The organism is Arthrobacter sp. 4R501 (genome assembly GCF_002929755.1).
GTDB lineage: Bacteria > Actinomycetota > Actinomycetes > Actinomycetales > Micrococcaceae > Arthrobacter.
The window spans coordinates 1-24,154 of the sequence record NZ_PJIW01000018.1 but is presented as its reverse complement, the minus strand read 5'-3'; the positions used below and the strand labels follow the sequence as shown (position 1 = coordinate 24,154).

At 65.8% G+C, this 24,154-nt stretch carries 22 protein-coding genes, 1 pseudogene and 1 riboswitch; of the genes and pseudogenes, 10 read left to right on the top strand and 13 right to left on the bottom strand.

Annotated features, from left to right (window positions below; all coding sequences use genetic code 11):
• Window positions 1–43: 43 nt before the first annotated feature.
• Together CXR02_RS16990 and CXR02_RS16985 are read left to right on the top strand one after the other, a co-directional pair.
• A complete protein-coding gene (locus tag CXR02_RS16990; protein ID WP_104063058.1) occupies window positions 44–784 on the top strand; it encodes an alpha/beta hydrolase in 741 nt (246 codons plus the stop codon).
• Window positions 781–1,581 carry a DUF1295 domain-containing protein gene (locus tag CXR02_RS16985; RefSeq protein WP_104063057.1) on the top strand — a complete coding sequence of 267 codons (801 nt, stop codon included), beginning with the start codon at window positions 781–783 and terminating at the stop codon, window positions 1,579–1,581. Before CXR02_RS16990 ends, CXR02_RS16985 begins: the two co-directional genes overlap by 4 nt.
• A gap of 84 nt (window positions 1,582–1,665) precedes the next feature.
• Here the strand turns inward: CXR02_RS16985 and CXR02_RS16980 are convergent, their stop codons facing one another.
• The 3 genes from CXR02_RS16980 to CXR02_RS16970 form a co-directional block, all read right to left on the bottom strand.
• A complete protein-coding gene (locus CXR02_RS16980; RefSeq protein WP_104063056.1) occupies window positions 1,666–2,694 on the bottom strand; it encodes a GNAT family N-acetyltransferase in 1,029 nt (342 codons plus the stop codon).
• A gap of 2 nt (window positions 2,695–2,696) precedes the next feature.
• Window positions 2,697–4,082, bottom strand: a complete 1,386-nt coding sequence (locus CXR02_RS16975) for a glycine--tRNA ligase (protein WP_058929547.1) — start codon at window positions 4,080–4,082, stop codon at window positions 2,697–2,699.
• A 128-nt stretch (window positions 4,083–4,210) separates the two neighbouring features.
• The gene (locus CXR02_RS16970) at window positions 4,211–5,224 is read right to left on the bottom strand and encodes a DMT family transporter (protein WP_104063055.1); all 1,014 of its coding nucleotides are present in this window, start codon (window positions 5,222–5,224) and stop codon (window positions 4,211–4,213) included.
• Between the two features lie 33 nt (window positions 5,225–5,257).
• Here CXR02_RS16970 and CXR02_RS16965 point away from each other — a divergent pair, with 33 nt between their 5' ends.
• Complete coding sequence (locus tag CXR02_RS16965; RefSeq protein ID WP_104063054.1) at window positions 5,258–5,491, top strand: RNA-binding S4 domain-containing protein; 234 nt, start codon at window positions 5,258–5,260, stop codon at window positions 5,489–5,491.
• 82 nt (window positions 5,492–5,573) lie between these two features.
• Here CXR02_RS16965 and CXR02_RS16960 read toward each other — a convergent pair whose 3' ends face one another.
• Window positions 5,574–6,224: an alpha/beta hydrolase gene (locus CXR02_RS16960; protein WP_104063053.1), complete on the bottom strand. Its 651-nt coding sequence runs from the start codon at window positions 6,222–6,224 to the stop codon at window positions 5,574–5,576.
• Window positions 6,225–6,319: 95 nt separating this feature from the next.
• Between CXR02_RS16960 and CXR02_RS16955 the strand changes: the two genes are divergently transcribed.
• The 3 genes from CXR02_RS16955 to CXR02_RS16945 are packed head-to-tail and all read left to right on the top strand — an operon-like array spanning window position 6,320 to window position 8,993.
• Window positions 6,320–7,168 carry an SGNH/GDSL hydrolase family protein gene (locus CXR02_RS16955; RefSeq protein ID WP_099093423.1) on the top strand — a complete coding sequence of 283 codons (849 nt, stop codon included), beginning with the start codon at window positions 6,320–6,322 and terminating at the stop codon, window positions 7,166–7,168.
• 30 nt (window positions 7,169–7,198) lie between these two features.
• Entirely contained in the window at window positions 7,199–8,434 is a 1,236-nt protein-coding gene (locus CXR02_RS16950; RefSeq protein WP_308470698.1) for a winged helix DNA-binding domain-containing protein, read from the top strand.
• Between the two features lie 13 nt (window positions 8,435–8,447).
• Window positions 8,448–8,993 carry a hypothetical protein gene (locus CXR02_RS16945; protein WP_104063051.1) on the top strand — a complete coding sequence of 182 codons (546 nt, stop codon included), beginning with the start codon at window positions 8,448–8,450 and terminating at the stop codon, window positions 8,991–8,993.
• A 97-nt stretch (window positions 8,994–9,090) separates the two neighbouring features.
• Here the strand turns inward: CXR02_RS16945 and CXR02_RS16940 are convergent, their stop codons facing one another.
• Both CXR02_RS16940 and CXR02_RS16935 read right to left on the bottom strand, forming a co-directional pair.
• On the bottom strand, window positions 9,091–10,206 hold the full coding sequence (locus CXR02_RS16940) for a homoserine O-acetyltransferase (RefSeq protein WP_181037275.1): 1,116 nt from the start codon (window positions 10,204–10,206) through the stop codon (window positions 9,091–9,093).
• 12 nt (window positions 10,207–10,218) lie between these two features.
• Window positions 10,219–10,333, bottom strand: a riboswitch (SAM riboswitch).
• Between the two features lie 89 nt (window positions 10,334–10,422).
• Window positions 10,423–10,776 (bottom strand): annotated as a pseudogene (locus tag CXR02_RS16935) (PLP-dependent transferase); the annotation flags it as partial.
• Between the two features lie 237 nt (window positions 10,777–11,013).
• On the opposite strand from CXR02_RS16935, the gene CXR02_RS16930 reads away from it, so the two are divergent.
• Window positions 11,014–11,652, top strand: a complete 639-nt coding sequence (locus CXR02_RS16930) for a VOC family protein (protein WP_056348211.1) — start codon at window positions 11,014–11,016, stop codon at window positions 11,650–11,652.
• Between the two features lie 126 nt (window positions 11,653–11,778).
• Here CXR02_RS16930 and CXR02_RS16925 read toward each other — a convergent pair whose 3' ends face one another.
• Window positions 11,779–12,558, bottom strand: a complete 780-nt coding sequence (locus CXR02_RS16925) for a CPBP family intramembrane glutamic endopeptidase (protein ID WP_104063050.1) — start codon at window positions 12,556–12,558, stop codon at window positions 11,779–11,781.
• 143 nt (window positions 12,559–12,701) lie between these two features.
• On the opposite strand from CXR02_RS16925, the gene CXR02_RS16920 reads away from it, so the two are divergent.
• Entirely contained in the window at window positions 12,702–13,382 is a 681-nt protein-coding gene (locus CXR02_RS16920; protein ID WP_104063049.1) for a histidine phosphatase family protein, read from the top strand.
• Between the two features lie 17 nt (window positions 13,383–13,399).
• Here CXR02_RS16920 and CXR02_RS16915 read toward each other — a convergent pair whose 3' ends face one another.
• The 5 genes from CXR02_RS16915 to tdh all read right to left on the bottom strand — a co-directional run bounded on the left by CXR02_RS16915 (window position 13,400) and on the right by tdh (window position 18,964).
• Window positions 13,400–14,188, bottom strand: coding sequence for a DeoR/GlpR family DNA-binding transcription regulator (locus CXR02_RS16915; RefSeq protein WP_058929556.1), 789 nt, complete (start codon window positions 14,186–14,188; stop codon window positions 13,400–13,402).
• A gap of 97 nt (window positions 14,189–14,285) precedes the next feature.
• On the bottom strand, window positions 14,286–15,497 hold the full coding sequence (hutI, locus tag CXR02_RS16910) for an imidazolonepropionase (RefSeq protein ID WP_104063048.1): 1,212 nt from the start codon (window positions 15,495–15,497) through the stop codon (window positions 14,286–14,288).
• Window positions 15,498–15,509: 12 nt separating this feature from the next.
• Entirely contained in the window at window positions 15,510–16,631 is a 1,122-nt protein-coding gene (locus CXR02_RS16905; protein WP_104063047.1) for an FAD-binding oxidoreductase, read from the bottom strand.
• A gap of 81 nt (window positions 16,632–16,712) precedes the next feature.
• Complete coding sequence (locus CXR02_RS16900) at window positions 16,713–17,909, bottom strand: glycine C-acetyltransferase (protein WP_104063046.1); 1,197 nt, start codon at window positions 17,907–17,909, stop codon at window positions 16,713–16,715.
• 8 nt (window positions 17,910–17,917) lie between these two features.
• Entirely contained in the window at window positions 17,918–18,964 is a 1,047-nt protein-coding gene (tdh, locus tag CXR02_RS16895; RefSeq protein ID WP_104063045.1) for an L-threonine 3-dehydrogenase, read from the bottom strand.
• A 135-nt stretch (window positions 18,965–19,099) separates the two neighbouring features.
• Between tdh and CXR02_RS16890 the strand changes: the two genes are divergently transcribed.
• The gene (locus CXR02_RS16890) at window positions 19,100–20,011 is read left to right on the top strand and encodes a LysR family transcriptional regulator (protein ID WP_104063044.1); all 912 of its coding nucleotides are present in this window, start codon (window positions 19,100–19,102) and stop codon (window positions 20,009–20,011) included.
• A 52-nt stretch (window positions 20,012–20,063) separates the two neighbouring features.
• Here CXR02_RS16890 and CXR02_RS16885 read toward each other — a convergent pair whose 3' ends face one another.
• Window positions 20,064–20,681 (bottom strand): hypothetical protein, encoded by a 618-nt coding sequence (locus CXR02_RS16885; protein WP_104063043.1) that lies wholly within the window; start codon window positions 20,679–20,681, stop codon window positions 20,064–20,066.
• Between the two features lie 393 nt (window positions 20,682–21,074).
• Here CXR02_RS16885 and CXR02_RS16880 point away from each other — a divergent pair, with 393 nt between their 5' ends.
• The gene (locus tag CXR02_RS16880) at window positions 21,075–23,807 is read left to right on the top strand and encodes a phytase (protein WP_181037274.1); all 2,733 of its coding nucleotides are present in this window, start codon (window positions 21,075–21,077) and stop codon (window positions 23,805–23,807) included.
• The last annotated feature ends 347 nt before the right edge of the window (window positions 23,808–24,154 follow it).

Below are 24,154 nucleotides of genomic sequence, written 5' to 3'. Positions count from 1 at the left end.
CGCCTTAGGGTTGGTAAATGGCAGGAACCGGGAGGAACCACGCGTGACGGACCGCAGGACTGAATTCCACACCAACGAACCTGCTGCGAGGCGGGAGGCTGCACTTACTGTGCTGGCGGCCCGCGGGACAACGCGGGGCGTGGCACTGGTCCTGCACGGGGGCAAGGCACACAGCTTTGAGCCCGTGGAGGCCCGCCACCTGAGCCCGCTGCGCATGGTCACGTTCGCCCGACACCTGCACCGTGCCGGGAAGGACCACGGGCTGGCGGTGTGGTCCCTGCGGAACAGCGTGCGTGGCTGGAACGGGCCGGACAGGTCCGCACTGCAGGATGCCCGCTGGGCCCTCCAGCAAATCAGTGCGCAGCACCCTGGGGTTCCTGTGTATCTGGTGGGGCATTCCATGGGCGGCCTCACCGCCGTGACCGCCGCGGACCATCCGCAGGTGGACGCCGTGGTGGCGCTGGCCCCGTGGCTCAGCCCGGAGACACCCGCCACCCCGCTCGCCGGACGCAAGGTCCTGATTGTCCACGGTGCCGGAGACCATATGACCAGCCCGTCCCAGTCCTTGGCGTTTGCGCGCCGAGCCAGCGGGACAGCAGCTCCCATGCAGTATGTTTCGCTGCACGGTGCCGGGCATTTTATGGTGCGCCGTGGCCCGCTGTGGCACACGTTGACCACCGGTTTTGTGATGAAGGCCTTCGCCGTGCGCACCGGATTCACGCACCATGCCTCGAACAAGCTGGCTGAGCTGGTGCCAGGGTCCGCCGCTGAGGTGGCCCTGTGAGCCCATTTCCCTGGTCGGCATTCGCCGCGTCGCTGCCCTGGACAGCACTGGCAGTCCTGGCGGTCCTGGCGCTGACGTTCGGCGTGGCCGTCCGGCAAGGACGGCACTCGGTGATGGACGTCGCGTGGGGCCCCGGCTTCGTTGCGGTGGCCGTGGTGTCCTGGTTCCTGTCGGCCGGATCGGGCGATGACACCCGCCGAGCCTTGTTGCTTCTGTTGACGGCGGTCTGGGGGTTGCGGCTCGGAGCCCACATTGGGTGGCGGGCGCGCGACGGACATGAAGACCCGCGCTACAAGGCCCTGCTGGACCCGGCGCCCGGATCCAGGAACGCGTTTGCGCTCCGCCGTGTCTACCTGCCGCAGGGCGTGGTTATGTTTTTTGTGTCCCTGACGCTGCAGGTGGGGATGTTCGCCACCGGGCCCGTGGGGTGGGTGGCCGTGCTCGGCGTCCTGCTGTGGGTCACGGGGTTTGTGTTCGAGACCGTGGGCGACTGGCAGCTGGCCCGGTTCAAGAAGGATCCGTCCCGCCGCGGCACAGTGCTGGATACCGGTTTGTGGCGGTACACCCGGCATCCCAACTATTTCGGCGATGCGGCCATCTGGACGGGGCTTTTCCTCATTGCCGCAGACTCCTGGCCGGGCACCCTGACCATCCTGTCCCCGGCACTGATGGTGTGGACGCTCGCCGGGAAGACCGGGAAGCCCCTGACGGAAAAGGCGATGTCCGGACGGCCCGGCTACCGGGAATACGTCGAAGCGACCAGCGGCTTCATCCCGTGGCTGCCCAAACGCCGGTGACCTCCCCCAACTGACTCGCAGTTAACGTCGTCATTTCGCGGTTTGGGAGCGTTAACTGCGAGTCAGTTGGGCGGGTGGGTGGGGTCAGTCCGAGACGATCAGCGTTTCGGCACCGGCCTGGCGCGCCTTGCCGGATTCCAGCAAGGGCTCGACGGCGGCGCGCAGCGCTGTCATCGAATCGTCCAGTTCCAGCATGACCGGGTGCTGGTACGCGAGGAGCGAGAGCAGGTCACGGACGGCTGCTGCGGCGTCGTCTGCCTCAAGCGCGGGCTCGTGGCCGACAAACACATCCGTGGCCTTCGCGCCCTGGGCCGACGCATCCGCCGTCGGGTCCTGGGCTGCCTCCGCATAGCTCACCGCAAAGGCGCGGATCCGGCCCTTCTTGCTGGGGGAAACCCCGGCGCCAAAAGCGGATCCCGGCTCGGCTCGCAGCACCAGCGCACCGTGGGCGCCGGTGAGGTCATCCAGGAACAGCTTCTGCACCTGCCCCACCGACAGCACTCCCGGCGAATCCCAGCCGTGGATCGACGTGTAATACCGCCCCACGACGTCGGTCAGCTCAACCGAGCCGGTGGCGAGGTCCATCACGACGTCGGAACCGGCGTTTTCGTCATTGGCCAGCCCGCCGCCGTCGTTCTTCGCAGGGAACACTGGCAGCTTCAGGGCACCCGGCTCCACCACCACCAGCCGGGAACGCTGGATGGGCGCGAGCCCGAACGCCTCGGCGAACGCGGCCCCCGGAGTGCCCGGCTGCACCTTCGCGCGCAGCCGGGTAACGCCCGACGGCGCCTGCCCGGCTTCGCGGCGCAGCATGGTCAGCAGCGTGGCACCGATGCCGGCGCGGCGGTGATCGCGCGCCACCTCGATGTAGGTCCACAGCCGCTCCGGGTGCAGCGAGGCCTCGTAAACCACACCCGCCGCCACCGGGATGCCGACGCCGTCAATGACGTCCTCGGCCACGATGCAGCGGCGCCACGGGGTGCCGTCCGCGCCGGCCGAGGAGACGGTCAGGGCACCGCGGAACTGCCGGGCCTGTTCGGTCTCCGGGCCGCCCCAGATTTCCAGCAGCGTCAGGTCATCGCCCTCACGCCATTCGCGGTATTCGATCGCCATGCTCAGGCGCCGATCAGGCGGGCGGCCAGGTAGCCTTCCACCTTGTCCAGCGAGACGCGTTCCTGGCTCATGGAGTCGCGTTCACGGATGGTCACGGCCTGGTCCTCGAGGGTGTCGAAGTCCACGGTGATGCAGAACGGGGTGCCGATCTCGTCCTGGCGGCGGTAGCGGCGGCCGATCGCGCCGGCGTCGTCGAAGTCGATGTTCCAGTTCTTGCGCAGCTGCGCGCCCAGGTCCTTGGCCTTCGGCGAGAGGTCCTCGTTGCGGCTCAGCGGCAGCACCGCAGCCTTGACGGGGGCAAGGCGCGGGTCAAGGCGCAGGACGGTACGGACGTCGACGCCGCCCTTGGCGTTGGGTGCCTCGTCCTCGGTGTACGCGTCCACCAGGAACGCCATGAAAGAGCGTGTGAGGCCCGCGGCCGGCTCGATCACGTACGGGGTGTAGCGCTCGTTGGTGGCCTGGTTGAAGTAGCTCAGGTCCTGGCCGGAGGCCTTGGAGTGCGTGGAGAGGTCGAAGTCGGTGCGGTTGGCGATGCCTTCGAGCTCGCCCCATTCGGAGCCCTGGAAGCCGAAGCGGTATTCGATGTCCGTGGTGCCCTTGGAGTAGTGGCTGAGCTTGTCCAGCGGGTGCTCGAAGAAGCGCAGGTTCTCTTCCCGGATGCCCAGGCCGGTGTACCAGGACATGCGCTCTTTCATCCAGTACTGGTGCCACTCTTCGTCCGTGCCGGGCTCGACGAAGAACTCCATTTCCATCTGCTCGAACTCACGGGTGCGGAAGATGAAGTTGCCCGGTGTGATCTCGTTCCGGAAGGACTTTCCGATCTGGCCGATGCCGAAGGGCGGCTTCTTGCGGGAGGTGGTCAGGACGTTGCTGAAGTTCACGAATATGCCCTGGGCCGTTTCGGGGCGCAGGTAGTGCATGCCTTCGTCGCTGGCCACCGGGCCGAGGAAGGTCTTGAGCAGGCCGGAGAACTCCTGGGGTTCGGTCCATTCGCCGCGCGTGCCGCAGTTGACGCAAGCAATGTCCTTCAGGCCGTTCTCGGCGGGGCGGCCCTTCTTTTCCTCGTACTCTTCCTCGAGGTGGTCGGCACGGTAGCGCTTGTGGCAGGAGAGGCACTCCACGAGCGGGTCCGAGAAGACATCAACGTGGCCGGAGGCTTCCCATACCTGGCGGGGCAGGATGACGGAGGAATCCAGGCCCACCACGTCCTCGCGGCCACGGACCATGGACTGCCACCACTGGCGCTTGATGTTTTCCTTCAGCTCGGCGCCGAGGGGTCCGTAGTCCCAGGCAGAGCGCGAGCCTCCGTAGATTTCACCGGCCTGGAACACAAAACCCCTTCGCTTGGAAAGGGAAATGACCTGGTCGAGTACGGATTTTGCTGCCATGGTGGACTCCAATTTCTACAGGGCCGCTGGGTGCGGTCCGCGGGTATCTGGCCCCGCTGCACGTGGGTGCATCACCGCTGGGTGCGGGCGGGGCGGGCGAAGGAACGAGATGCAGAGAACTGCGTGTCCTAGCCTACCGGCCGCTGCCTCCGGAAGGCGCCCCGCGGCCACGGCAGTGTGGCCAGGATGATGGCGGCCAGCGTCAGCAGTGTGCCCAGGACGGTGGCCGGGGCCACGACGCTCCCCGGGGCCGGCACCAGGAGGTCCAGCCCCAGGGAGCCAAGGAGCTGTCCGGCGATCATGCCGAGCCCGGTCACCAGCACGCCCAGGCTGCGGACCAGCAGCGCACCCAGGCCGATGAACACACAGCCCATGGGCCCGCCCAGGTAGTACCACCACTCGGCCGGCAACGGATTGCCCGGCCCAAATACAGCCACCTTGACGGCCAAGGCAATCCACAGGAACACGGAGCCGGCCACGAAGTTCACCAGCGTGGCGGCGACGGGCGAACCGTAGTGGACCGTGGCGGTCCCGTTCATGGCCTGTTGGAAGCTCATCAGGAACCCGGCCAGGACAGGGAGGATCAACGGCAGAATCAAGGTTTCCAGCCCGCCTGCTCCGTCCGCAGGAGCGCCCGGGGAGCCCGGCGAGACAGCCAGCCGCGGCGAAACCGCCCACGCCACGGCGGCGACCGTCAGCACGCAGCCGATGATCCGCATGGGAGTCACGGCCCTCTTGCCGGCCGGTCCGATGCCCAGCCGGTCCACCAGCAGCCCGCTCAGGGTCTGCCCGGTCACCGCGGCCACGGTAAACAGTGCCACGCCCAGGATGCCCACGGTGAAGGACTGCGCGAAGACAAATAGGGCACCGATGCCGCCGGCCAGCACGTACACGGGCGGGAAAGCCCGGGTCCGGACCGCCGGCAGGATCCTGGCCAGGCCGGCGCGGCCGCTGGGCAGGATCAGGGAGATCAGGATCATCACCACCAGTCCGGTGCTGAAACCCACCACGGCCGAGGCGATGCCGTCGTTGAGCCGTACCCCGAGGGCCCCGTTGATCCGGCCCTGGACGGGAATGGCCAGTCCCGCGCCTACGGCCAGCGGGAGCCCCGCGAAGCGCGGCAGCCGTGGGGTGTGGGTCATTGGATTTACCTTACGTCAGGCATTATTGCTTGTATGAGCAACCAGGACATTCAAGAGATCCCCATCCGCGACAGCATGATCCGTCTTGGCCAGCTCCTGAAGCTCGCCAGCCTGGTGGAGGACGGCGTGGAAGCCGCCGAACTGATCAAGAACGGACTCGTCAAGGTCAACGGCGAGATCGAGGACCGCCGCGGACGCCAGCTGCACAACGGCGACACCGTCACCGTCAACGGGCAGACCGTGCAGGTTGTGGCACCGGAAGCCTGATTTAACAGGTCTGGCTCAGCCTCAGTCGGTGAGGACAGCGTAAGCGGCCGGCGGCACTGTGCCGCCGGCCGCCGTCGTACGTTTATTTGTTCAGCACCTCGTGCGTCAGGAACTCGGAGACGTGCCCGATTTCCTGCTGGTTGATGCCGTGCCACATGCCCGTGTAGAGGACCTTGGTGAGCTTGACGTGCCCGCGCACCCAGCCCATGGTGTAGTCGATCTTGTCGGGGGTGATCACGGGGTCCTGCTGGTCGCGGCCCCAGAAGAGCGGCACCGTGCCGTCCAGCTCGCCGTCCTTGAAGGATGGGTCCCCGTCCGCGTTGACCACAAAACCGGAAAGCCCGACGACGGCGGCATAGTCAGCGGGGCGCTGCCGGAGCAGCGTGGTGGCCATCGCCATTCCCATGGAAAAGCCGAGCAGCGTCACCGACGGGTGGTCGGCTTTGACGGTGTCAATCCAGTCCTGCACGTAACCGGCGCCAGCTTTGACGGCGTCGAGCGTGTATTCGATGGAGGCCGTCAGGGGGAACCACATAAACCCGGGGCCCGTGGCCAGGGGCGCCCGGAGCGAAGCTACTACAAAGTCTTCGGGAAGCATATCCGACAGGCTCAGCAGGTCCTGTTCGTTGGCGCCGTAGCCGTGGAGCAGCACCAGCAGCGGCTTTCCGGTGCGCTGGTCCTCCGGCCGGGACCACAGAACAACGGGGGCGGGAAATACTTGGGCGTCAGTCATGGTTTCCATTCTTACAGTTACCCGGCGGTAACTACCTACGGTGGCGTAGCTTGTGAGCAAGGAGGCAGGATAGGACCGTGAATGAAGCAAAAGCCATGCAGAGCCCGCCCAGGGCCACGGAAGCCCACCCCTGGAGCCGCTATGTGGCGATGGGAGATTCGTTCACCGAGGGCATCGGCGACCCGGACCCCACAAGCCCCGGCGGCTTCCGCGGCTGGGCGGACCGGGTGGCCGAGGAACTGGGCAGGGGCCAGGCGGACTTCGCCTATGCCAACCTGGCCGTCCGCGGCCGGCTGCTGCAGCAGATCGTGGACCAGCAGCTCGCTCCGTGCCTGGCGCTTAAGCCGGACCTGATAACCCTTTCCGCCGGCGGCAACGATCTCATCAGACCGGGCGGCGACCCCGACGCCCTCGCCGAAAAACTTGATTCAGTGGTCCAGATCCTGGCCATGGGCGGCGCCACGGTGGTGCTGTTCAACGGTCCGGATACCGGATCCTCGGTCCTGGGACGGATCCGCAGCAAGGTGGCCATCTACAACGAGAACCTCCGCACAGTGGCCGCCCGCCATGATGCCATCATCGCCGACATGTGGTCGCTCAAGCAGCTGAACGATCCGCAGATGTGGGACGAGGACCGCCTGCATTTTTCGCCGCTGGGACACCACACCATCGCCGCCATGGTGCTGGAATCGCTCAACGTGGACCACACGCTCGAGCCTCTCCGGCCCAAGCCCCTGCCCGCCCGCACGTGGCGGACAGCCCGCTCCGAGGATCTGGTGTGGGCCCGAGAGTACTTTGTCCCGTGGGTGGTGCGGCGGCTGCGCCACCGCTCTTCCGGCGACGGAATCACCGCAAAACGCCCGACGCCGGGCCCTGTGTTTGGCCCGGGCGTTCCGTTGGGTTCCGGCGAGGGGCCGCTGGGCACCACCGACGCCCGGCGCTAGCGGCGGCCCCGGCGTGAGCGGCGGCACGGCGTGACCCAGGGACGGCTCCCCCGGACAGGCATGGATCCGGATGAGGTGGTGCGGCGGCGGCTTCACGCCCAACGGCTGCGGGGGCCCGGCCTGAACGCCGCGGAGGACGCCGTCCGGCACCTGCTGGCTGTCCAGGCGCAGGAGTTTCCGTACGCCCGCTGGAGCCTGGCGCAACGGACCAACGGACTTAGAGCTGCCGGCGGGGCGCCGTCGCATCGTGTCGCTGCCGAGGCTGCGGTGGCCACCGCCTCGGAGGTGGAGCAGGCGGTGTCCGACGGGCGTATCCTGCGCACCCATATCCTGCGGCCCACCTGGCATTTTGTGCACCGCGAGGATCTTCGCTGGCTGACGGCCTTGTCCGCGCCGCGGCTTCACCAGGGCAACGCGGGCATGTACCGGCAGACCGGGATTGATGCCGCTGCCGCTGGCCGGAGCGGGCAGGTCCTGGCCGAAGCCGTCCGGGGCGGGCAACACCTGACCCGCGAACAGCTGGCCGCGCGGCTGCAGGACGAAGGGTTCGCGGCCACCGGCTTCGGGCTGGCCTACCTGATCATGCACGCCGAGATCAGCGGGATCCTGACCAGCGGGTGGCCGGTGCGCAGCCGGGGCGGGGCCTTGAAGCAGACCTACGCCCTTTTTGACGAGCGTGTACCTGCCGGCCCGGCCGTGCCGCCCACCCGGGCCGAAGCGCTCAGCGAGCTCGTCCGGCGCTACTTCACCAGCCGCGGGCCGGCCACGGTCAAGGACTGCGCCGATTGGTCCGGGCTCACCATGGCCGACGTGCGGCTCGGCCTCCAACAGTCCCTGGCGGCTGCTCCCGAAACGCTGGCAACGTCGGTGATTGACGGCGTCGAGCATTATTTCGACGCCGGCGCGGAGGGCGGTTCGGAGGCCGGCAATGCCACGGCCGCGGCCGGACCGCGGATCGATCTGATCCAGTGCTACGACGAATACGTGATGGGTTATTCCGCAACGCGGCACTATCTGGGCGGCAGCGCTCCGGCATTCCCGGTCGCCGGGGATCCGATGCATGTGGTGCTGCTGGACGGGCGGATGGCCGGCTGCTGGCGGCACACCATGTTCTCCGGCCGCTGTGAGCTTGATATCCGGCTGTCCGCTGCCGCGGACCGGGCCACGGAAGATGACGTGCAGGACGCCGTGGACCGGTATGGGGCCTTTCTGGGGATCCCGGCCGCGCGTGTGGGCCCCGGGGTTAAGCTGGAAGGACACATATGAGAGGCGCTACACCGTGAACAGCTTGTTTTTCTGGATCATCATTCTGTCGTTCGTAATACCGATGGCGATGCGGATGTACCGGAAATCCGTGAACAAACGGAACCAGGAGCAGAGCTTTTCCGGGCGCTACCCCGAGCAGTTTCCAGGCGGCGGGCAGTACCCGGGCAGCGATCAGTACCCGGGGCCGCAGAACAAGCAGCCCCGTGACGGCTATACGCAGCAGGACTATATGAGTGGCGGCTTCCGGCAGATCATGAGCCCGGAGCCCCTGCCGCCGAGCCAGCCGTTGCCGCCCATGCAGCCGATTCCTTCTGCGGATCAGCAGTTCCCGCCGTACGGCCAGCCGCAACCCAACGGCCAGCAGGTGCCGGAGAAGCGGATGCCGGAGCAGCGCGCGGAAGCACCGCAGCAGCCTGCCGCCCCCGGCATTCCCCTGCCGCCGTCGGGCCCGCAGGGATACCGTGCCCGGAAACTGGCCGAACTCGACCAGCAGTACAGCAACGGCGAGCTGGCCATGGAGGACTACATGAAGCGCCGCTCCGACATCATGAACGGCTGATCCCTTAGTCAGCGCGAAAGGACACTTGAGGCCCTGATTCCAGGGCCTCAAGTGTCGTCTCGCGTTTAAGGGCAGGGGCTCAAGTGTCCTCTGTCGCTTAGATGAGGAACGTGTCTCGGAGCTGGACGCCGAGCTGGCCGATCTCGGTCAGGAAGCCGTCGTGGCCGATCGGGGCCTCAATAACGTGCACGTCCACGTCGCCCGGGAGCGCGTCAGCCAGTTCACGGGACTGGGACGGGAAGTACAGCCGGTCACTGTTCACCGCAGCCACGAAGAACCTGGCGGTGGCCCGGCCCAACGCCTCGTTCAGCGAGCCCCGCCCGCGGCAGACGTCGTGGCTCATCAGGGCGTCGGTGATGGCGATATAGCTGTTGGCATCAAAGCGCCGTACCAGCTTTTTGCCCTGGTGGTCCAGGTAGCTTTCCACCTGGTAGCGGCCCCGCTCCCCCAGCGCTGCCGCCTGGAACGGCGATTCGGGGTGCTGGGCCGACCGGCCGAAGCGGCCATGGAATTCCTCGGCGGAGCGGTAGGTGATGTGCGCGATGCGCCGTGCCAGGGCCAGTCCGTCCTCCGGCAGCGGACCGCCGTAGTAGTCGCCGTCGTTAAAATTGCTGTCCAGGCGGATGGCGAGCGTCTGCGCCTGGGCGAATGCGATCTGTTCGGCCGTGCTGGCGGCACCGATCGAGATAACGGCGCACCGCTGAACCCGTTGCGGGTAGGTGACCGCCCATTCCAGGGCCCGCGCGCCGCCCATGGAACCGCCCAGCACGGCGTACCAGCTCGGGATTCCCAGCTGGTTAGCCAGCCTGGCCTCGGCCGCGGTGGTGTCCCGCAGCGTTACCAACGGAAAGCGGGACCCCCACGGCTTGCCGTCCGGGGCATCCGAGGACGGCCCAGTGGAGCCGTAGCAGCCGCCCACGATGTTGATCGAGACCACAAAGAACCGGTCCGTGTCCACCGGCGCACCGGGCCCGGCCAGCTGTTCCCACCAGCCGGGCTCGTCGCTGTCGCCGCGCGTCACGTGTGTGCTTCCGGTCAGGGCGTGCTCAATCAGGACGGCGTTGGAGCCGTCTGCGTTGAGGGTTCCCCACGTTTCATAGCCGAGGGTGACTTCCGGGAGGTAACCGCCGGCTTCGAGCTCGAGTCCGCCGATGCTGGCGTAACGGACCACCCCGTTTCCGGGTGCTGCAGTACGGGAAATCGTAATCGTCATGGAAGGACCTTTTCTATGCGCTTGCCCACCGTCAATTGACCGGCAGGCCAGGTCCTCACCCGGGGCACCCCACCGCAAAAGAGGGTTGCCGGCCAGCAAGCCGGGGCTGTCGCTGGCACTCATGACCTGCTTTGAGTGTACGAACAGCCCCGGTCTATTGCTAAGCGTGTGACTGGTTATGACTTCGCGGGAGGCCTACTGCGGCTGGCCGGCCGCGTCCCTGCGGGGGGAGACCACTTCGGCGAAGAAGAGCTTGGTGTTGGGCTGGACGGCGTCGCGCCAATGGCCCAGGTTGCCGGGTCTGCCACAATCGTGACGGAGAAACCGGACTTCTTGAGCGTGTGTGCCAGGAGGTGGTAGGTGCCGCCGTACAGGCTGGGGCTGGCCACAACGCGGTCCCCGGCCTCGGAAATGTTCAGGATGACAAAGGTTCCAGCGGCCTGTCCCGAGCTCAGCAGCGGCCCCGCGAGTCCGCCCTCCCGGCTGGCAATCCTCTGTTCCACGGCATCCCGCGTGGGGTTGGAGCGCCCGTGCGCCGGTGGCGCTGTCCGGCTCCTGGCCAGCGTGGATCTGGCGGGTTTCGAAAGACGATCCGTTCGACGTTCAAGGCTCCTTGATGTGGTGTGGCGCTGCTCGGTTGCGTTCAGAGCGGGAAGCCTTGCCTGACGCGAACAGGATTGCGACGGACGTGGTCAGCGGGCCGTTTATTCTCCTGCTTCCCGGCGGAATGTCCACTCGTGACGCATCAGGATTCCGGTAAGGCTACCCTTAGCTGAGAGCCGGATCACAAAGTGCCAAGATGATGGCATGCGCATGGATCACGTCTCTTACGCCTGTGAACAAGATGGCCTCGTTGCCACCACCGAACGTATTTCGTCCGCCCTCGGCGTTGAAGCCGTGAAGGGTGGCGTGCACCCCCGGTTTGGAACCCGGAACATGATTATTCCCCTCGCGGGCCATAAATACCTGGAAGTCGTGGAGGTCCTGAACCACCCGGCATCGGACAAGGCTCCCTTCGGGCAGGCTGTCCGGGCCCGGTCCGAAGCCGGCGGCGGCTGGATGGGCTGGTGCGTCGAAGTGGACGACCTCGCTCCGTTCGAAGACCGCCTGGGCCGTGCCGCCGTCAACGGCAACCGCAAGTTCCCGGACGGCCGCGAGCTGGTCTGGAAGCAGATCGGCATCCTGGGCCTGATCGCGGACCCCCAGGTCCCGTACATGCTCAAGTGGGAGGGTGACCCCGCCCTGCACCCGTCCAACGCCTATGAGAGCAACGTCAAGATGAGCTGCCTGACCATAGCCGGTTCCGCCGAACGCGTGACGGAATGGCTGGGCGAGCCCGTCGAGAAGCCGCTGGAGGATGTGGCCGTTGACTGGGTGGCTCCGCATGGAACCCCGGGCATCCTGTCTGTAACCTTCGAAACCGCTACCGGAGCAGTCACCATCTGATTGCACGTTAAATAGCTTCGGCCGCCATCAGCGGGTGCCAATGATGCCACCCACCGATGGCGGCCGAATCCTCTTAAGGCCGGACCCGGTTCAGTTCACCTGTGCGGCACGGGAACCACGGCCGCCTTACCCCAGGCCCACAGCCCTGCCAAAGAGGCTGAAGCCAACGAAGGCAACGATGTCCAGCAGGGCATGCGCGATGACCAGCGGCATAATCCGCTTGGTTTTCGTGTAGAGCCAGGCGAAGACCACACCCATCACGGCGTTGCCGATGAACGGCCCGAAGCCTTGGTAAAGATGGTAGCTGCCGCGGAGCATCGAGCTGGTGAAGATGGCCAGGGGCATGCTCCAGCCGAACTTGCCGAAACGGTCCAGGAGGTAGCCCACCACAATGACTTCTTCCACGACAGCGTGCCGCAGCGCGGACAGGATCAGGACGGGGACTGTCCACCAGTACGAGTCGAGTGCGCTGGGGATGATGGCGGTGGTGATCCCCAGGGCACGTCCCGCTGCGTAGAGGCCCAGCGACGGGATCCCGATCAGCGCCGCGAGGCCAAAGCCCTGCAGCAGGTCACGGCCCGGCCGGGCGAAGTTGAACCCCAGCTTCCGGAAGGCGGACCAGCCTTGGGGGCTCACTCCGGCGCCGGATTGCCGCTGGTCCGTGAGGAAGTAGATGACCAGCAGCACGGGCACAAGGGCGAAAATGATGTCCAGCAGCTGGTAGGTGAGGTCGAAGTATTCGCGGGGGCTCTGTGACCGGTTCAGCGTGGACGTACCCTCGGCCAGCGGTGCACGCGTCATCTTGTCCAGCAGCTGCACCACCGAGTAGACGGCGGACTGCCCCAGGGACAGACCCAGCACAATCCAGACTTCAATCCGCAGCCGACGGCGGGAGGGAACCAACATGGTTCCATCTTGCCTGTAGTTTCTGGTTCTTCGCTGATTCGGGGGTGGCCAGCTCGCCGGGGCTGACCAAAGTGAGAAAGCGTCCGCCGAAAACGCACCAAAGTGAGAGAGCGTCCATGCGGCGGCACCTATGCTTGGGGCTTATGAGCGCGCCAGGGAAAATCTTCATGATCCGGCACGGCCAGTCCGCGGCCAATGTCGATACGTCCATCTACAACAGGGTCCCGGACTACCGGATTCCGTTGACTTCTCTGGGCCTGGCGCAGGCCACGGCGGCCGGCGAACGGATCCGCCGCGAGCTGGACGGCCGGCAGGTTTGCGTCTACGTCTCCCCGTACCTGCGGGCTCACCAGACTCTGGAGGCACTCAACCTCGGCAATCTCACGGAGCGGGTGATCGAAGAGCCGCGCCTCCGTGAGCAGGACTGGGCCAACTTCCAGATCACCGGTGACATCGAGGACCAGAAGGAACTCCGCAACGCCTACGGCCATTTCTTCTACCGGTTCAGGGAAGGCGAATCCGGCTCCGACGTCTACGACCGGATCTCATCCTTTATGGAGACGCTGTACCGGCACTGGTCCAAACCGGACTACGCCCCCAACACCATGCTGGTGACCCACGGGCTCACCATGCGCCTGTTCTGCATGCGCTGGTTCCACTGGTCGGTGGAGTATTTCGAATCGCTCAACAACCCGGACAATGCCGCGGTGCGGACCCTCCTGCGCACCGACCTGGGCAAGTACGAACTCGACATTCCGTTCAGCCAATGGGTGGACCGCCGGGTGGACGAGACCGTCCTGAATGCGCCGCCGGTGATCTTCTAGGGGTTGTTGCTGCTCGCCTAGTGTGGGGCCACGATCACTTCGGTGCCATTGGCTTCGAACGCTGCCTTATCCTCGGCGGAGATCCCGGAGTCAGTGATCAGGCGGGTGAACGCGTAACCGTCCATGGTGGCGAAGGCTCTGACGCCCACCTTGGAGGAGTCGGCCAGCACGTACGAGATCCGGGCCCGGCTGGCCAGCAGGGCATTCACTGACGCTTCGCCCTCCCCCGTATTGGTGGGACCGACCTCGGGGTCGATGCCGTTCACGCCGATGAAGGCGATGTCCATGACCACCTTCTGCATGATGATGTCGGTGTACGGGCCCACCAGTTCGTACGAACGGGGGTTCAGGATGCCGCCGGTCACCATGACTTTGATGTTTGGACGGACAGCCAACTGCGCAGCGATGTTGATGGCGTTGGTGACCACCGTCAGGGTGGACTGGTGGCCGGGAGCGTTGAGGTCCTCGCGCGTGGCCAGGATCTGAGCCAGGGCCGTGCTGGTGGTGCCGCCGCAGAGACCGATCACCGCGCCGGGAAAAATCAGCGCCGAGGCGGCCTGGGCGATCTGCTCCTTGGCTTCGGCGTGGTCGTCACGGTTGTACCGCCCGGGGAGGTCGTAGGCCAGGGCGCCGGTGGTGGCCCCGCCCCGGGTCCGGGTCAGCAGCCGACGCTTGGCCAGGCTGTCCAGGTCCCGCCGCGCCGTGGCCGGCGAGACCGCAAGCTGCGAGACAATCTCCTCGACCTCCACCTGGCCGGTCTTGGCGAGAATGTCCAGGATGGCCGTCAGGCGGTCGGTGCGGGTCATGGGGGCCTCTCAGCGATCAAACAGTCACCAATATATGACGTTATCTGATCATAACAGGCACAAATGATCATCTCGCAATCACTAAGTGCGTCTGTACTTAGCGTGCCCGTACACCGGCCCGCCACACGGCGTACGTGAGCGGCATGCCCGGGCGGTAAGCGAGATGCGTTGCTGAGGGGGCGTTAAGCATGTGCAGGTCCGCACGATGCCCGACGGCGAGCGAACCCACCGCCCGTTCGCCGTCGGCGTCGCGCCCTGCCTCCCGGTGCAGCGCCAGCGCGCCGCCATACGTTGCGGCGCGCACCGCTTCATGGACGCTCAGGCGCATCTGCAGCACGGCCGTCGCCACGTTGAACGCCATGGAACTGGTGTAGGAGGTACCCGGATTGCAATTGGAAGCCAGCGCCACCTGCACGCCTGCGTCCAACAGTTCACGCCCCGGGGCCAACGGCTGCCGGGTGGAGAGATCGCACGCGGGGAGGCAGGTTGCCACGGTGCCGCGGGCACCAGTGCCGGTTCCCGGGTTCCAGCCCGACCAGCTTTCCGCCAGGACCGCCACATCACGGGCCGACAGGTAGTTCACGTGGTCCACGCTGGCTGCCCCGAGTTCCACCGCCAGCTGCACGCCGGGACCCTCGCCGAGCTGGTTCCCGTGGACGCGGATTCCCAGTCCGGCGGCCCGGCACGCCTCCAGCACACGGCGGGACTGCTCCGCCGTGAAGGCGCCTTCCTCGCAGAAGACGTCCGCCCACCGGACGTACGGCCGGACGGCGTCAAGCATGGGCCCGCAGACGAGATCGGTGTAGGCCTCCGCATCGGTGCCCGCGGGGACAAGGTGGGCACCCAGATAGGTGACCTCGTCCACGACAGTCGAGGCGATCCGGGCGCTCCGGGCCTCGTGCTCAATATCCAGCCCGTAGCCCGTCTTGGTTTCGAGGTAGGTGGTGCCCTGCGACACGGCCTCGGACACACGTGCCATCGCCAGCCGGGTGAGGTCGAAATCGGACGCGCGCCGGGTGGCGTCCATGGTGACGGCGATGCCCCCGGCCGAATACGACTCCCCTGCCATCCGCGCCTCGAACTCCGCCGTGCGGTCGCCGGCGAAGACCAGGTGTGTGTGCGAATCCACCCAGCCCGGCAATACGGCCCGGCCGCCGGCGTCCACTGCGTCGTCGGCCGCCGGCGCATCCGCGGCCGAACCGACCCAGGCGATCCGTTCGCCCTCGATCACCACGGCGGCATTCTTCAGGACGCGGTGTTCCAGGTCCTGGGTCATCAGCTCGGCGATGTTGGTGATCAGGGTGCTCATGGGTTCCATTGTTCAGCGCCGGACGGACCAGCGTGTGGCGGCCAGCGCCTCCACTGTCCGGGATGCCGGATCGTGGGCCGGAGCGGCCGCCCGGTGCCCGGTGCCCTGTCCGGCCAGGATCTGCGCGGCGGCGAGCTCAGCCATGGCCGATGACGTCTGGAAACCGTACCCGCCCTGCCCAGCCAGCCAGTAGAACCCGGGGGCTTCGGCGTCGAATCCGGCTACCGGGACGCCGTCGGCAGCCTCGGTCCGGAGCCCCGTCCACGTGCTCCGGACTCCGCGGATTCCCAATGTTGTCAGCTCGTTCAGCTTCACGATCAGCCGCTCGACATCGCCGGGCCGCGGCCGGGCGTCCTCGGGTCCGCTGGGCACCGTTTCCGACGGCGAGATCAGCACGTCGGTGCCCTCCCGGCGGAAATAGAACGTGTGGTCCGCTGCCGCCACCATGGGACTGCCCTCAGGAAGTGGATGTTCGACGTCGACAATCGCCGCCGTGCGCCGGTACGGCTGCAGCCCGAGCTTCTCCACACCGCTGATAACGGCGAGTTCGTCGGCCCACGCGCCGGCGGCGTTGACCATAACCCCGGCCTGGAAGGCTTCCTGCCCGGCACCGATTTCCCACCCGGAGCCCAGCCGCTGGGCGGAATGGACGCGGGCGCCGGTGATGATGTCGGCGCCGGCGGCCTCCGCCCGCAGGCGGTGGTCGGCCAGCAGCAGCGGGGCGTTGCAGCCGAAGGATCCGGTGTCCAGGCCTGCGGCGGAGAAAGCTCCGGGCACCAGTGCAGGGCACAGCTCCAGTGCCCGTTCATGCGTGATGGCATTCATGTGGCCGCTGCCCTCGGCGCGGACCGATTCCTCTGTGCCGATCAGCATAAAGCTTCGCGGCGTCAGGACGGGTTCGGGCAGTTGGGCGTCCCGGGCAGCGATCAGTTCCAGGGTCCGGACCGTGAGCTCCCGGACCGCGTCCGGGCCGTAACTGGGAATGAGCTGGCGGGCGGAACGGGAGGACGTGTGGTACCCCAGCTCCTGCTCCGCCTCGACCAGCGCCACGCTGCAGCTGCCCGCGAGCGCGGACGCCAGGGACAGGCCGGCGATGCCGCCTCCCACAATCAGGACGTCGTAGTGTGCTGCCATGGCTCCATCCTTGCAGAGTTGCCCTGCGGCCGCGCCGGGCACCCGCCAGGGGTTTAGCGCGGCTGGGTTAACGCGGCTGGGTTAGCCTGCTACCGCCGCACGGCTGGCGACGAACGCACCCACGCACGCTTCGACGTCGTCCGCTGAGTGAGACGCTGAAAGCTGCACACGGATCCGGGCGGCGCCGCGGGGAACAACCGGGAAGCTGAACGCGGTGACAAAGACGCCGTGCTGGAGCATCTGGTCCGCAACCTTTGCCGCCAGCACCGCGTCCCCGAACATCACCGGAACAATGGCGTGCTCGCCGTCCAGGAGCTCGAAGCCCTCCTCCGTCATCCGGCGGCGGAACAGCCGGGCGTTCTCGAACAGCCGGGTCCGCAGGTCACCGGAGTTCTGCACCAGGTCCAGCGCCTTGATGGTGGCGGCGACGATCGCGGGGGCCAGGGAGTTGGAGAACAGGTACGGGCGTGCTTTCTGGCGGAGCATGTCCACCACTTCGCTGCGGCCGGACACGTAGCCGCCGGACGCGCCGCCCAGTGCCTTGCCGAACGTTCCGGTGTAGATGTCCACGCGGGAGGACACGCCTGCGTGTTCGGGGGTTCCGGCCCCGTTGGCGCCCATGAACCCGACGGCATGGGAGTCGTCCACCATGACCAGGGCGTCGTGCTTCTCGGCGAGGTCGCAGATGGCCTCCAGCGGCGCGAGGTAGCCGTCCATGGAGAACACGCCGTCTGTGACGATGATCTTGCGGCGGGCATCCTTCGCTTCAAAGAGCTTTGCCTCGAGGTCCGCCATGTCCTGGTTGGCGTAGCGGAACCGCTGGGCTTTGCAGAGCCGGATGCCGTCGATGATGGAGGCGTGGTTGAGGGCATCGGAGATGATGGCATCCTCCGGCCCGAAAAGGGATTCGAAGACGCCGCCGTTGGCGTCAAAGCAGCTGGAGAACAGGATGGTGTCCTCGGTCCCGAGGAACCTGGAGACCCTGGCTTCCAGTTCCAGGTGCAGGTCCTGGGTGCCGCAGATGAAGCGGACGCTGGCCATGCCGAAGCCCCGTGAGTCCATGGCCTCTTTGGCCGCGGCGATGATGTCCGGGTGGTCCGCGAGGCCCAGGTAGTTGTTGGCGCAGAAGTTCAGGACGGTGGCGCCGGGCTGGCCGATCTGCCCTGCCGTGATGTGGCTGGACTGCGGGGAGTTGATGCTGCGTTCGGTTTTGAAGAGCCCGGCGGTGCGGATGTCGTCCAGCTCAGCCTGCAGCTGGTCCTTGATGGAGGTGTACATGGTGCTCCTTAGAGTTCGGTCCAGTCGAGGACAACTTTTCCGCCGATGCCGGCGCGGGCCGTGGCGAAGCCTTTTTCCCATTCTGCGGCGGGCAGCTTGTCCGTCACTACCGCTGAGATGCCGGCGTGCAGCACGGGGTTGGAGGAGAGCATGGCGCTCATGGCGTACCAGGTCTCATACATTTCCCGGCCGTAGATGCCCTTCAGGGTCAGCATGTGCGTGACCACTTTGCCCCAGTCGATGGTGATGTCCTGGCTGGGCAGGCCGAGCATGGCAATGCGGCCGCCGTGGTTCATGTTGTTGATCATCTCAGGCAGGGCGGTGGGGTGGCCGGACATTTCCATGCCGATGTCGAAGCCCTCGCGCATCCCGAGTTCACGCTGGGCATCCTTGACGCGCGTGGTGGAGACGTCGATGGCCAGGTCGACGCCCAGCTGGCGTGCCAGGTCGAGCCGGGGCTGGGAGACATCGGTGATGGCGATCTTGCGCGCCCCGGCGTGGCGGGCCACGGCGATGGCCATCAGGCCGATGGGTCCTGCCCCGGTGATCAGCACATCCTCGCCCACCAGCGGGAAGCTGAGTGCGGTGTGCACGGCGTTGCCGAACGGATCAAAAATCGCGCCGAGTTCCGGGGTGATGGAGGGATCGTGGTGGACCCAGACGTTAGTCTCCGGGATGACCACGTACTCGGCGAAGGCACCGTCCCGCTGGACGCCGACGCTGACGGTGTGGATGCACATCTGGCGGCGGCCTGCGCGGCAGTTCCGGCAGATTCCGCAGACCACGTGGCCTTCGCCGGATACGCGGTCCCCCACCTTGACGTCGCGGACGCCGTCGCCGATTTCCACTACTTCACCGTAGAACTCATGGCCGGCGATGAGCGGCGCCTGGATCATGCCCTGCGCCCATGCGTCCCAGGACTGGATGTGCAGGTCGGTGCCGCAGATCCCGGTGGTCATGACCCGGATCTTGACGTCGCTGGGGCCGGCCTCGGGCTCGGGCCGGTCAACCAGCTCGAACCCGGCGTGTGCACCGGACTTGTAGAGTGCCTTCATTGGCTTCCTGACTGTTGGCAGCGACCCGCGGCCTGCGGGTGTGGTCTCCCTTTATTAGAGCCACTTCGAAGCATTAGCACAAGCAGAATTCTCTCAATCGACGATGAAGTGTTCACTAATGCATAGACTGGGCGGATGGAAATTCATCAGCTGGAAATCCTCCGCGAACTCGGAGCCCTGGGCAGCGTGAAGGCGGTGGCGGAGACACTGATGGTCACGCCCTCCGCGGTGTCCCAGCAACTGGCACTGCTGCAGCGCAATGTTGAGGTTCCGCTGACCCGGAAGGAGGGCCGCAACCTGGTGCTGACCGAGGCCGGGCAGGTGCTCGCCGACGCCGGTGCCGCCGTCGTCAGTGCCATGGCGGACGCCCGGACAGCCATCGGCGCCTATCACGGCTCGCCGGTGGGCACCGTGACCATCAGCGGATTCCACAGCGCGGGGCAGGCGCTGTTCGCGCCGCTCGCGCACATGCTGGACGCGCCCGGCCAGCCGCGGATCCAGCTTTCCGACGAGGACGTGGCGCAGCAGGACTTCCCGGCGCTGACGGCGCGGTACGACCTGGTGCTGGCGCACCGGATGGACCACAGCCCGCGCTGGCCGGAGGAGCGTGTTGCGGTGATTCCGCTGGCGCACGAACCGCTGGATGTTGCGTTGCCGGCTGACCACCGCCTGGCCCGCCAGGGCACGCTCACCGCGGCCGACGTCGTGGGCGAACCTTGGGTGACCAGCCACACCGGATACTCCCCCGCCGACGTCCTTTCCGCCGTCGCGGCCGTCTCCAGCAAGGAACTGAACATCGTCCACCGGATCAACGACTACTCCACCGTGGCCGCGCTGGTGGCGGCGGGCGGTGTGGTGGGCCTGCTGCCGCGGCATACGGCGCGGCCCGTGCTCAACCCGGGCATTGTGCTGAGGCCGCTGGAGGGCATCAGCACCCGGCGGCGGATCGATATCCTGGCCCGGCCGGAGAACCTGAAGCGCCGCTCGGTGATGATTGTGTGCGAGGCGCTGCAGGCGATCATGACCGGGCTGGTGGAGCAGGGCTAACCCAACTGAGTAGCCGTAACTTCGTTTTCAGGGCTCAGAACGACAGTTGGCGCTACTGACTTGGCGGCAGCCGCTTGGCGTGGCCGAGGCCCTTGCCCAACCCGTGACCGTGCCCCTTGCCTAGGCCTTTTCCGTGGCCCGGACCCGTGCCTTCGACGATCTGCCGGGCGGTGGCGTTGTCACCGTTCTTCACGCCGGAGACCCTGACGGCCTCACCCGTGGCGATTTCCGCGAAGGTGACCTCTGACCGCTTCAGCCGTTTGCCGTCGTCGCCCGTTGCCGGCGAACCGTCCGCGGCCGGGGCAGGGAACTTGATGATCCTGGTCTCTGCGTTGACGGCGTAGGTCTGGGTGAAACCGTCCTCGCTTTTGACGGTGAGCGAGGTTTCGCTGACGGCCTCCACGGTGCCCTGCTGGGTCAGCACGGTTTCGAACGTCCCGTCCGCCTTCTTCACCACACTTTCACTGTGCAGGTGCTGCGGGCGCTGGGCCTTGGCCGGCTTCTCCTGGCCCTTAGCCTTGTCCGATTTCCCCGGCGCAGAGGCCGACGGCGACGGCGACGGCGCGTCTGTGGCGGACCAGGCGATGGCCACACCCGTACCGGTCAGGGCCAGAGCAATCACGCCGGCCAGCAAAGCCTTGCGGAATCTCAACGGTTCTTGGACCGACATGGCCATTCCTCCCACAGCACGGGCAGGGCTCCGGCGCCCTGGATCTTCAGTGTAGAACCCGGAAGCCCCGCTGAACACGCGTACTTTGCGGGCGGGAAGTGAGTACTTGAATCGCATAGTAGATCGGTCTGCCCGCTGTGCTGGGATTCGGTGTGAACGTATGGGTCGACGTGCCCGTGTTCGGCGTAGTTCTCAAGCCAGCAACCAAGTACCGGGGGCAGAAAATCAGGTAGTGCCAGCCGATATTCGGGTACCTGGCCTTATTCTGGGCTGGTCCGGCCGCGGGTAGGATTCATCTACGGCGCTGAATGTTGCTGGGGGCACCGGCCAACGGATAGGAAATCCATGGCTCACACTGTTAGTGTTCGACGCACGCAGGCGGCTGGCGGATCCTTGCGCCACGCTCCCACGCTGCTCCGGCTCCTGCTTGTCGCGGTTTTAGCTGCCGCCCTCGCAGGCCTCAACGTACTCATCGCCCCGCAAGCGCATGCGGCGGACGTCCTCGTGACTCCGTCGGCAGAGACAACACCCGTTCCGAGCTCTAGTGACGCGGCAGACGACACCGCGATCTGGATACACCCCACCGATCCGTCGCAGAGCGTGGTGATCGGTACGGACAAATTAAGTACCGGAGGTGTGGGGGTCTACGACCTGTCGGGACGCCAGTTACATTTCTACCTGCACGGCAGTATGAACAACGTCGACCTCCGGTACAACTTTCCGTTGGGCAGCGAGCGCACCGCTCTCGTCGGCGTGACGGAGAGGAATGTGGAGTCGACCGGCGTTCGCTTCTACAAGGTGAACGTCGCGGACCGGTCGCTGACAGAGGTGGGACGCATCAGCACTCCAGGTAGGCCTCGCGGCTTCGGGATGTATCACTCCCCAGTCTCCGGGAAGTATTACGCCTTCGTGCATGACTTCAATACGAACGTGATAACCCAGTTCGAGCTGGACGGCTCCAACGGATCGGTTCGAGGGACGGCCGTGCGTTCTTTCGACAACGGCGACAGCTCCGAAGGTATTTCGGCAGATGATGAGCTGCAACGTGTCTATGTGTCCGAGGAGAAAGTCGGCTTGTGGCGGTACGGAGCTGAGCCGGGGGACGGTTCAACCCGGTCACTCGTGGATCGCACCGTGGCAACCGGTGGACGAATAGTGGAGAACGTCAAGAACTCCGCCATTTATTATGGTCGGCAGGGGACCGGATATCTGATTGTGTCGAGCCAAGGTGGATCCAACTTCGTCATCTACAACCGCGGTGACAACGCCTTCGTCGGCTCCTTCAAGATCGTCGATGGAGGCGGCATCGACGGTGTGAATGGTCAAGACGGGATTGATGTCACCAATTTCCCACTCGGACCTTCCTATCCCGCTGGACTTTTCACCAGCCAGGACCACAACAACACCAATGCGGGCAACGGCAACAGTGGTAACCAAAATCACAAGCTTGTCTCCTGGCAGCGAATTGCCGATGCTTTCAGCCCTCGGTTGCTTGTGGACACCACTTTTGACCCCCGTCAAATAGGAGCAGTGGGCGGAGGAGACCGCGGACCGGATACCGCACCGCCCGATACCTCGATTTCAGGTGGTCCATCAGGGACCAGTAGCAGCACTTCGGCTGAGTTCACCTTCACTGCGACGGAGCCTGGGACTTTCGAGTGTGCTTTGGATGGGGGTGCCTTCGAGGGATGTACGTCGCCGAAGAATTACGCTGATCTCGCAGTTGGCTCGCACGTCTTCGCGGTGCGAGCGACCGACGCGGCTGGCAACTCCGATCCAACTCCTGCGGAGCGAACCTGGGTAATCGATATGTCGGCGCCTCAGACGGTGACGTTGGCGCCGACAGCGGACGCCTATGTTTCCAGCGCGGCGGCGACGACGAACTACGGGACGGCGCCGAAGCTCGCAGTGGACAATAGCCCGGTGGAGAATGCCTACGTGAAGTTTGATTTGTCGGGGCTCGCAGGAAAGACGATCGTAAGCGCGAAGCTCCAACTGCGGGCGACGACCAGCGGCTCATTGGGTACGCAGAACGTCAGGTTGGTTACGGAAGACGCGTGGACTGAGAGCGGCCTCATGTACAGCACAAGGCCGGCTTTGGGCAGCAGTGTGCTGGGCAGTGTCGGACCGGTCACGGGGAACACCGGTTATGAAGTGCCACTGTCTGCGTCAGCCCTTCAGGGTGAGCTTGGCGGCATCCTGTCGCTTGGCATCAACACCACCAGCGGCGACGGGGCCGACTTCGGCTCCAGAGAGACTACGACCCCACCAACGCTGGTGCTCCAGTTAGGATCGGGCACGGGAACGCCACCCGAAGATACCACCGCACCCACGGTGGCCTCAGTGACTCCGGCAGAGAATGCACCAGACGCAGCGGTCACCGGAAATGTCACGGCTACGTTTTCGGAGGCCATGAACTCGACGACGGTCAACGGGACGACGTTCACGCTCGCGGAGGGGACTTCAACCACTCCTGTGGATGCGGTCGTCAATCTCAGCAACAACACCGCCACATTGGATCCCACCGCCAATCTCAATCCTGGTACGCAGTACACCGCGAGGGTCAGCGGAGCGAAAGACTCCGCCGGCAACACAGTCATCGCCAAGACGTGGACTTTCACTACAGCCGCGGCTACCACGCCCTCGGAGACTGTGACATTGACGGCGACAGCGGACGCCTATGTTTCGAGCGCGGCGACGACGACGAACTACGGGACGACGCCGAAGCTCGCAGTGGACAACAGCCCGGTGGAGAATGCCTACCTGAAGTTTGATTTGTCGGCACTCGCAGGAAAGACGATCGTAAGCGCGAAGCTCCAACTGCGGGCGACGACCAGCGGCTCAACGGGCACGCAGAACGTCAGGTTGGTAACGGACGACACGTGGACTGAGATCGCCCTCACATACAGCACACGGCCGGCCCTGGGCAGCAGTGTGCTGGGAAGTCTCGGACCGGTCACGGGGAACACCAATTATGAAGTGCCACTGACTGCGTCAGCTCTGCAGGCCGATCTTGGCGGCATCCTGTCGCTTGGCATCAACACCACCAGCAGCGACGGGGCCGACTTCGGCTCCAGAGAGACTACGACCCCACCAAGGCTGGTGCTCCAACTGCAACAACCGTAGGTAATCGCAGCTGGACCAGCTTCAGGCCTAGCGCGCCGAAACAGTCGTCCCATCTACCGGTCACTCGGCCGGCACGATGCTGGCGTGCCGAATGCTCAGACGCCATGCCGCACCGTGTCGGGTCCAGATGTCTGCGTATCGAAAGGTGGCGTCCCCGTTGAACCTGAAGAGTAAAAGCGCGGACACCGGTAAAGACGCGTAATAGTGCTAGGGGATTTCGCCGAGGCGACCAGAGCACCACTCTAGGAGAACAAAAGGCGGGGTCCAGTGCTTGGATTCTGGGGATCGTTGCAACACCTGTTGGTTAGGTGGTTAGTAGTAAATCACGTAGACGCTCGGCTGGAGTA

Excerpts from the sequence above, each read along its gene's own strand:
- CXR02_RS16980 (WP_104063056.1), bottom strand. The coding sequence starts at position 2,694 with ATGGCGATCGAATACCGCGAATGGCGTGAGGGCGATGACCTGACGCTG.
- CXR02_RS16975 (WP_058929547.1), bottom strand. The coding sequence starts at position 4,082 with ATGGCAGCAAAATCCGTACTCGACCAGGTCATTTCCCTTTCCAAGCGA.
- CXR02_RS16970 (WP_104063055.1), bottom strand. The coding sequence starts at position 5,224 with ATGACCCACACCCCACGGCTGCCGCGCTTCGCGGGGCTCCCGCTGGCC.
- CXR02_RS16965 (WP_104063054.1), top strand. The coding sequence starts at position 5,258 with ATGAGCAACCAGGACATTCAAGAGATCCCCATCCGCGACAGCATGATC.
- CXR02_RS16960 (WP_104063053.1), bottom strand. The coding sequence starts at position 6,224 with ATGACTGACGCCCAAGTATTTCCCGCCCCCGTTGTTCTGTGGTCCCGG.
- CXR02_RS16955 (WP_099093423.1), top strand. The coding sequence starts at position 6,320 with ATGCAGAGCCCGCCCAGGGCCACGGAAGCCCACCCCTGGAGCCGCTAT.
- CXR02_RS16940 (WP_181037275.1), bottom strand. The coding sequence starts at position 10,206 with ATGACGATTACGATTTCCCGTACTGCAGCACCCGGAAACGGGGTGGTC.
- CXR02_RS16930 (WP_056348211.1), top strand. The coding sequence starts at position 11,014 with ATGCGCATGGATCACGTCTCTTACGCCTGTGAACAAGATGGCCTCGTT.
- CXR02_RS16925 (WP_104063050.1), bottom strand. The coding sequence starts at position 12,558 with ATGTTGGTTCCCTCCCGCCGTCGGCTGCGGATTGAAGTCTGGATTGTG.
- CXR02_RS16920 (WP_104063049.1), top strand. The coding sequence starts at position 12,702 with ATGAGCGCGCCAGGGAAAATCTTCATGATCCGGCACGGCCAGTCCGCG.
- CXR02_RS16915 (WP_058929556.1), bottom strand. The coding sequence starts at position 14,188 with ATGACCCGCACCGACCGCCTGACGGCCATCCTGGACATTCTCGCCAAG.
- hutI (WP_104063048.1), bottom strand. The coding sequence starts at position 15,497 with ATGAGCACCCTGATCACCAACATCGCCGAGCTGATGACCCAGGACCTG.
- CXR02_RS16905 (WP_104063047.1), bottom strand. The coding sequence starts at position 16,631 with ATGGCAGCACACTACGACGTCCTGATTGTGGGAGGCGGCATCGCCGGC.
- CXR02_RS16900 (WP_104063046.1), bottom strand. The coding sequence starts at position 17,909 with ATGTACACCTCCATCAAGGACCAGCTGCAGGCTGAGCTGGACGACATC.
- tdh (WP_104063045.1), bottom strand. The coding sequence starts at position 18,964 with ATGAAGGCACTCTACAAGTCCGGTGCACACGCCGGGTTCGAGCTGGTT.
- CXR02_RS16890 (WP_104063044.1), top strand. The coding sequence starts at position 19,100 with ATGGAAATTCATCAGCTGGAAATCCTCCGCGAACTCGGAGCCCTGGGC.
- CXR02_RS16885 (WP_104063043.1), bottom strand. The coding sequence starts at position 20,681 with ATGTCGGTCCAAGAACCGTTGAGATTCCGCAAGGCTTTGCTGGCCGGC.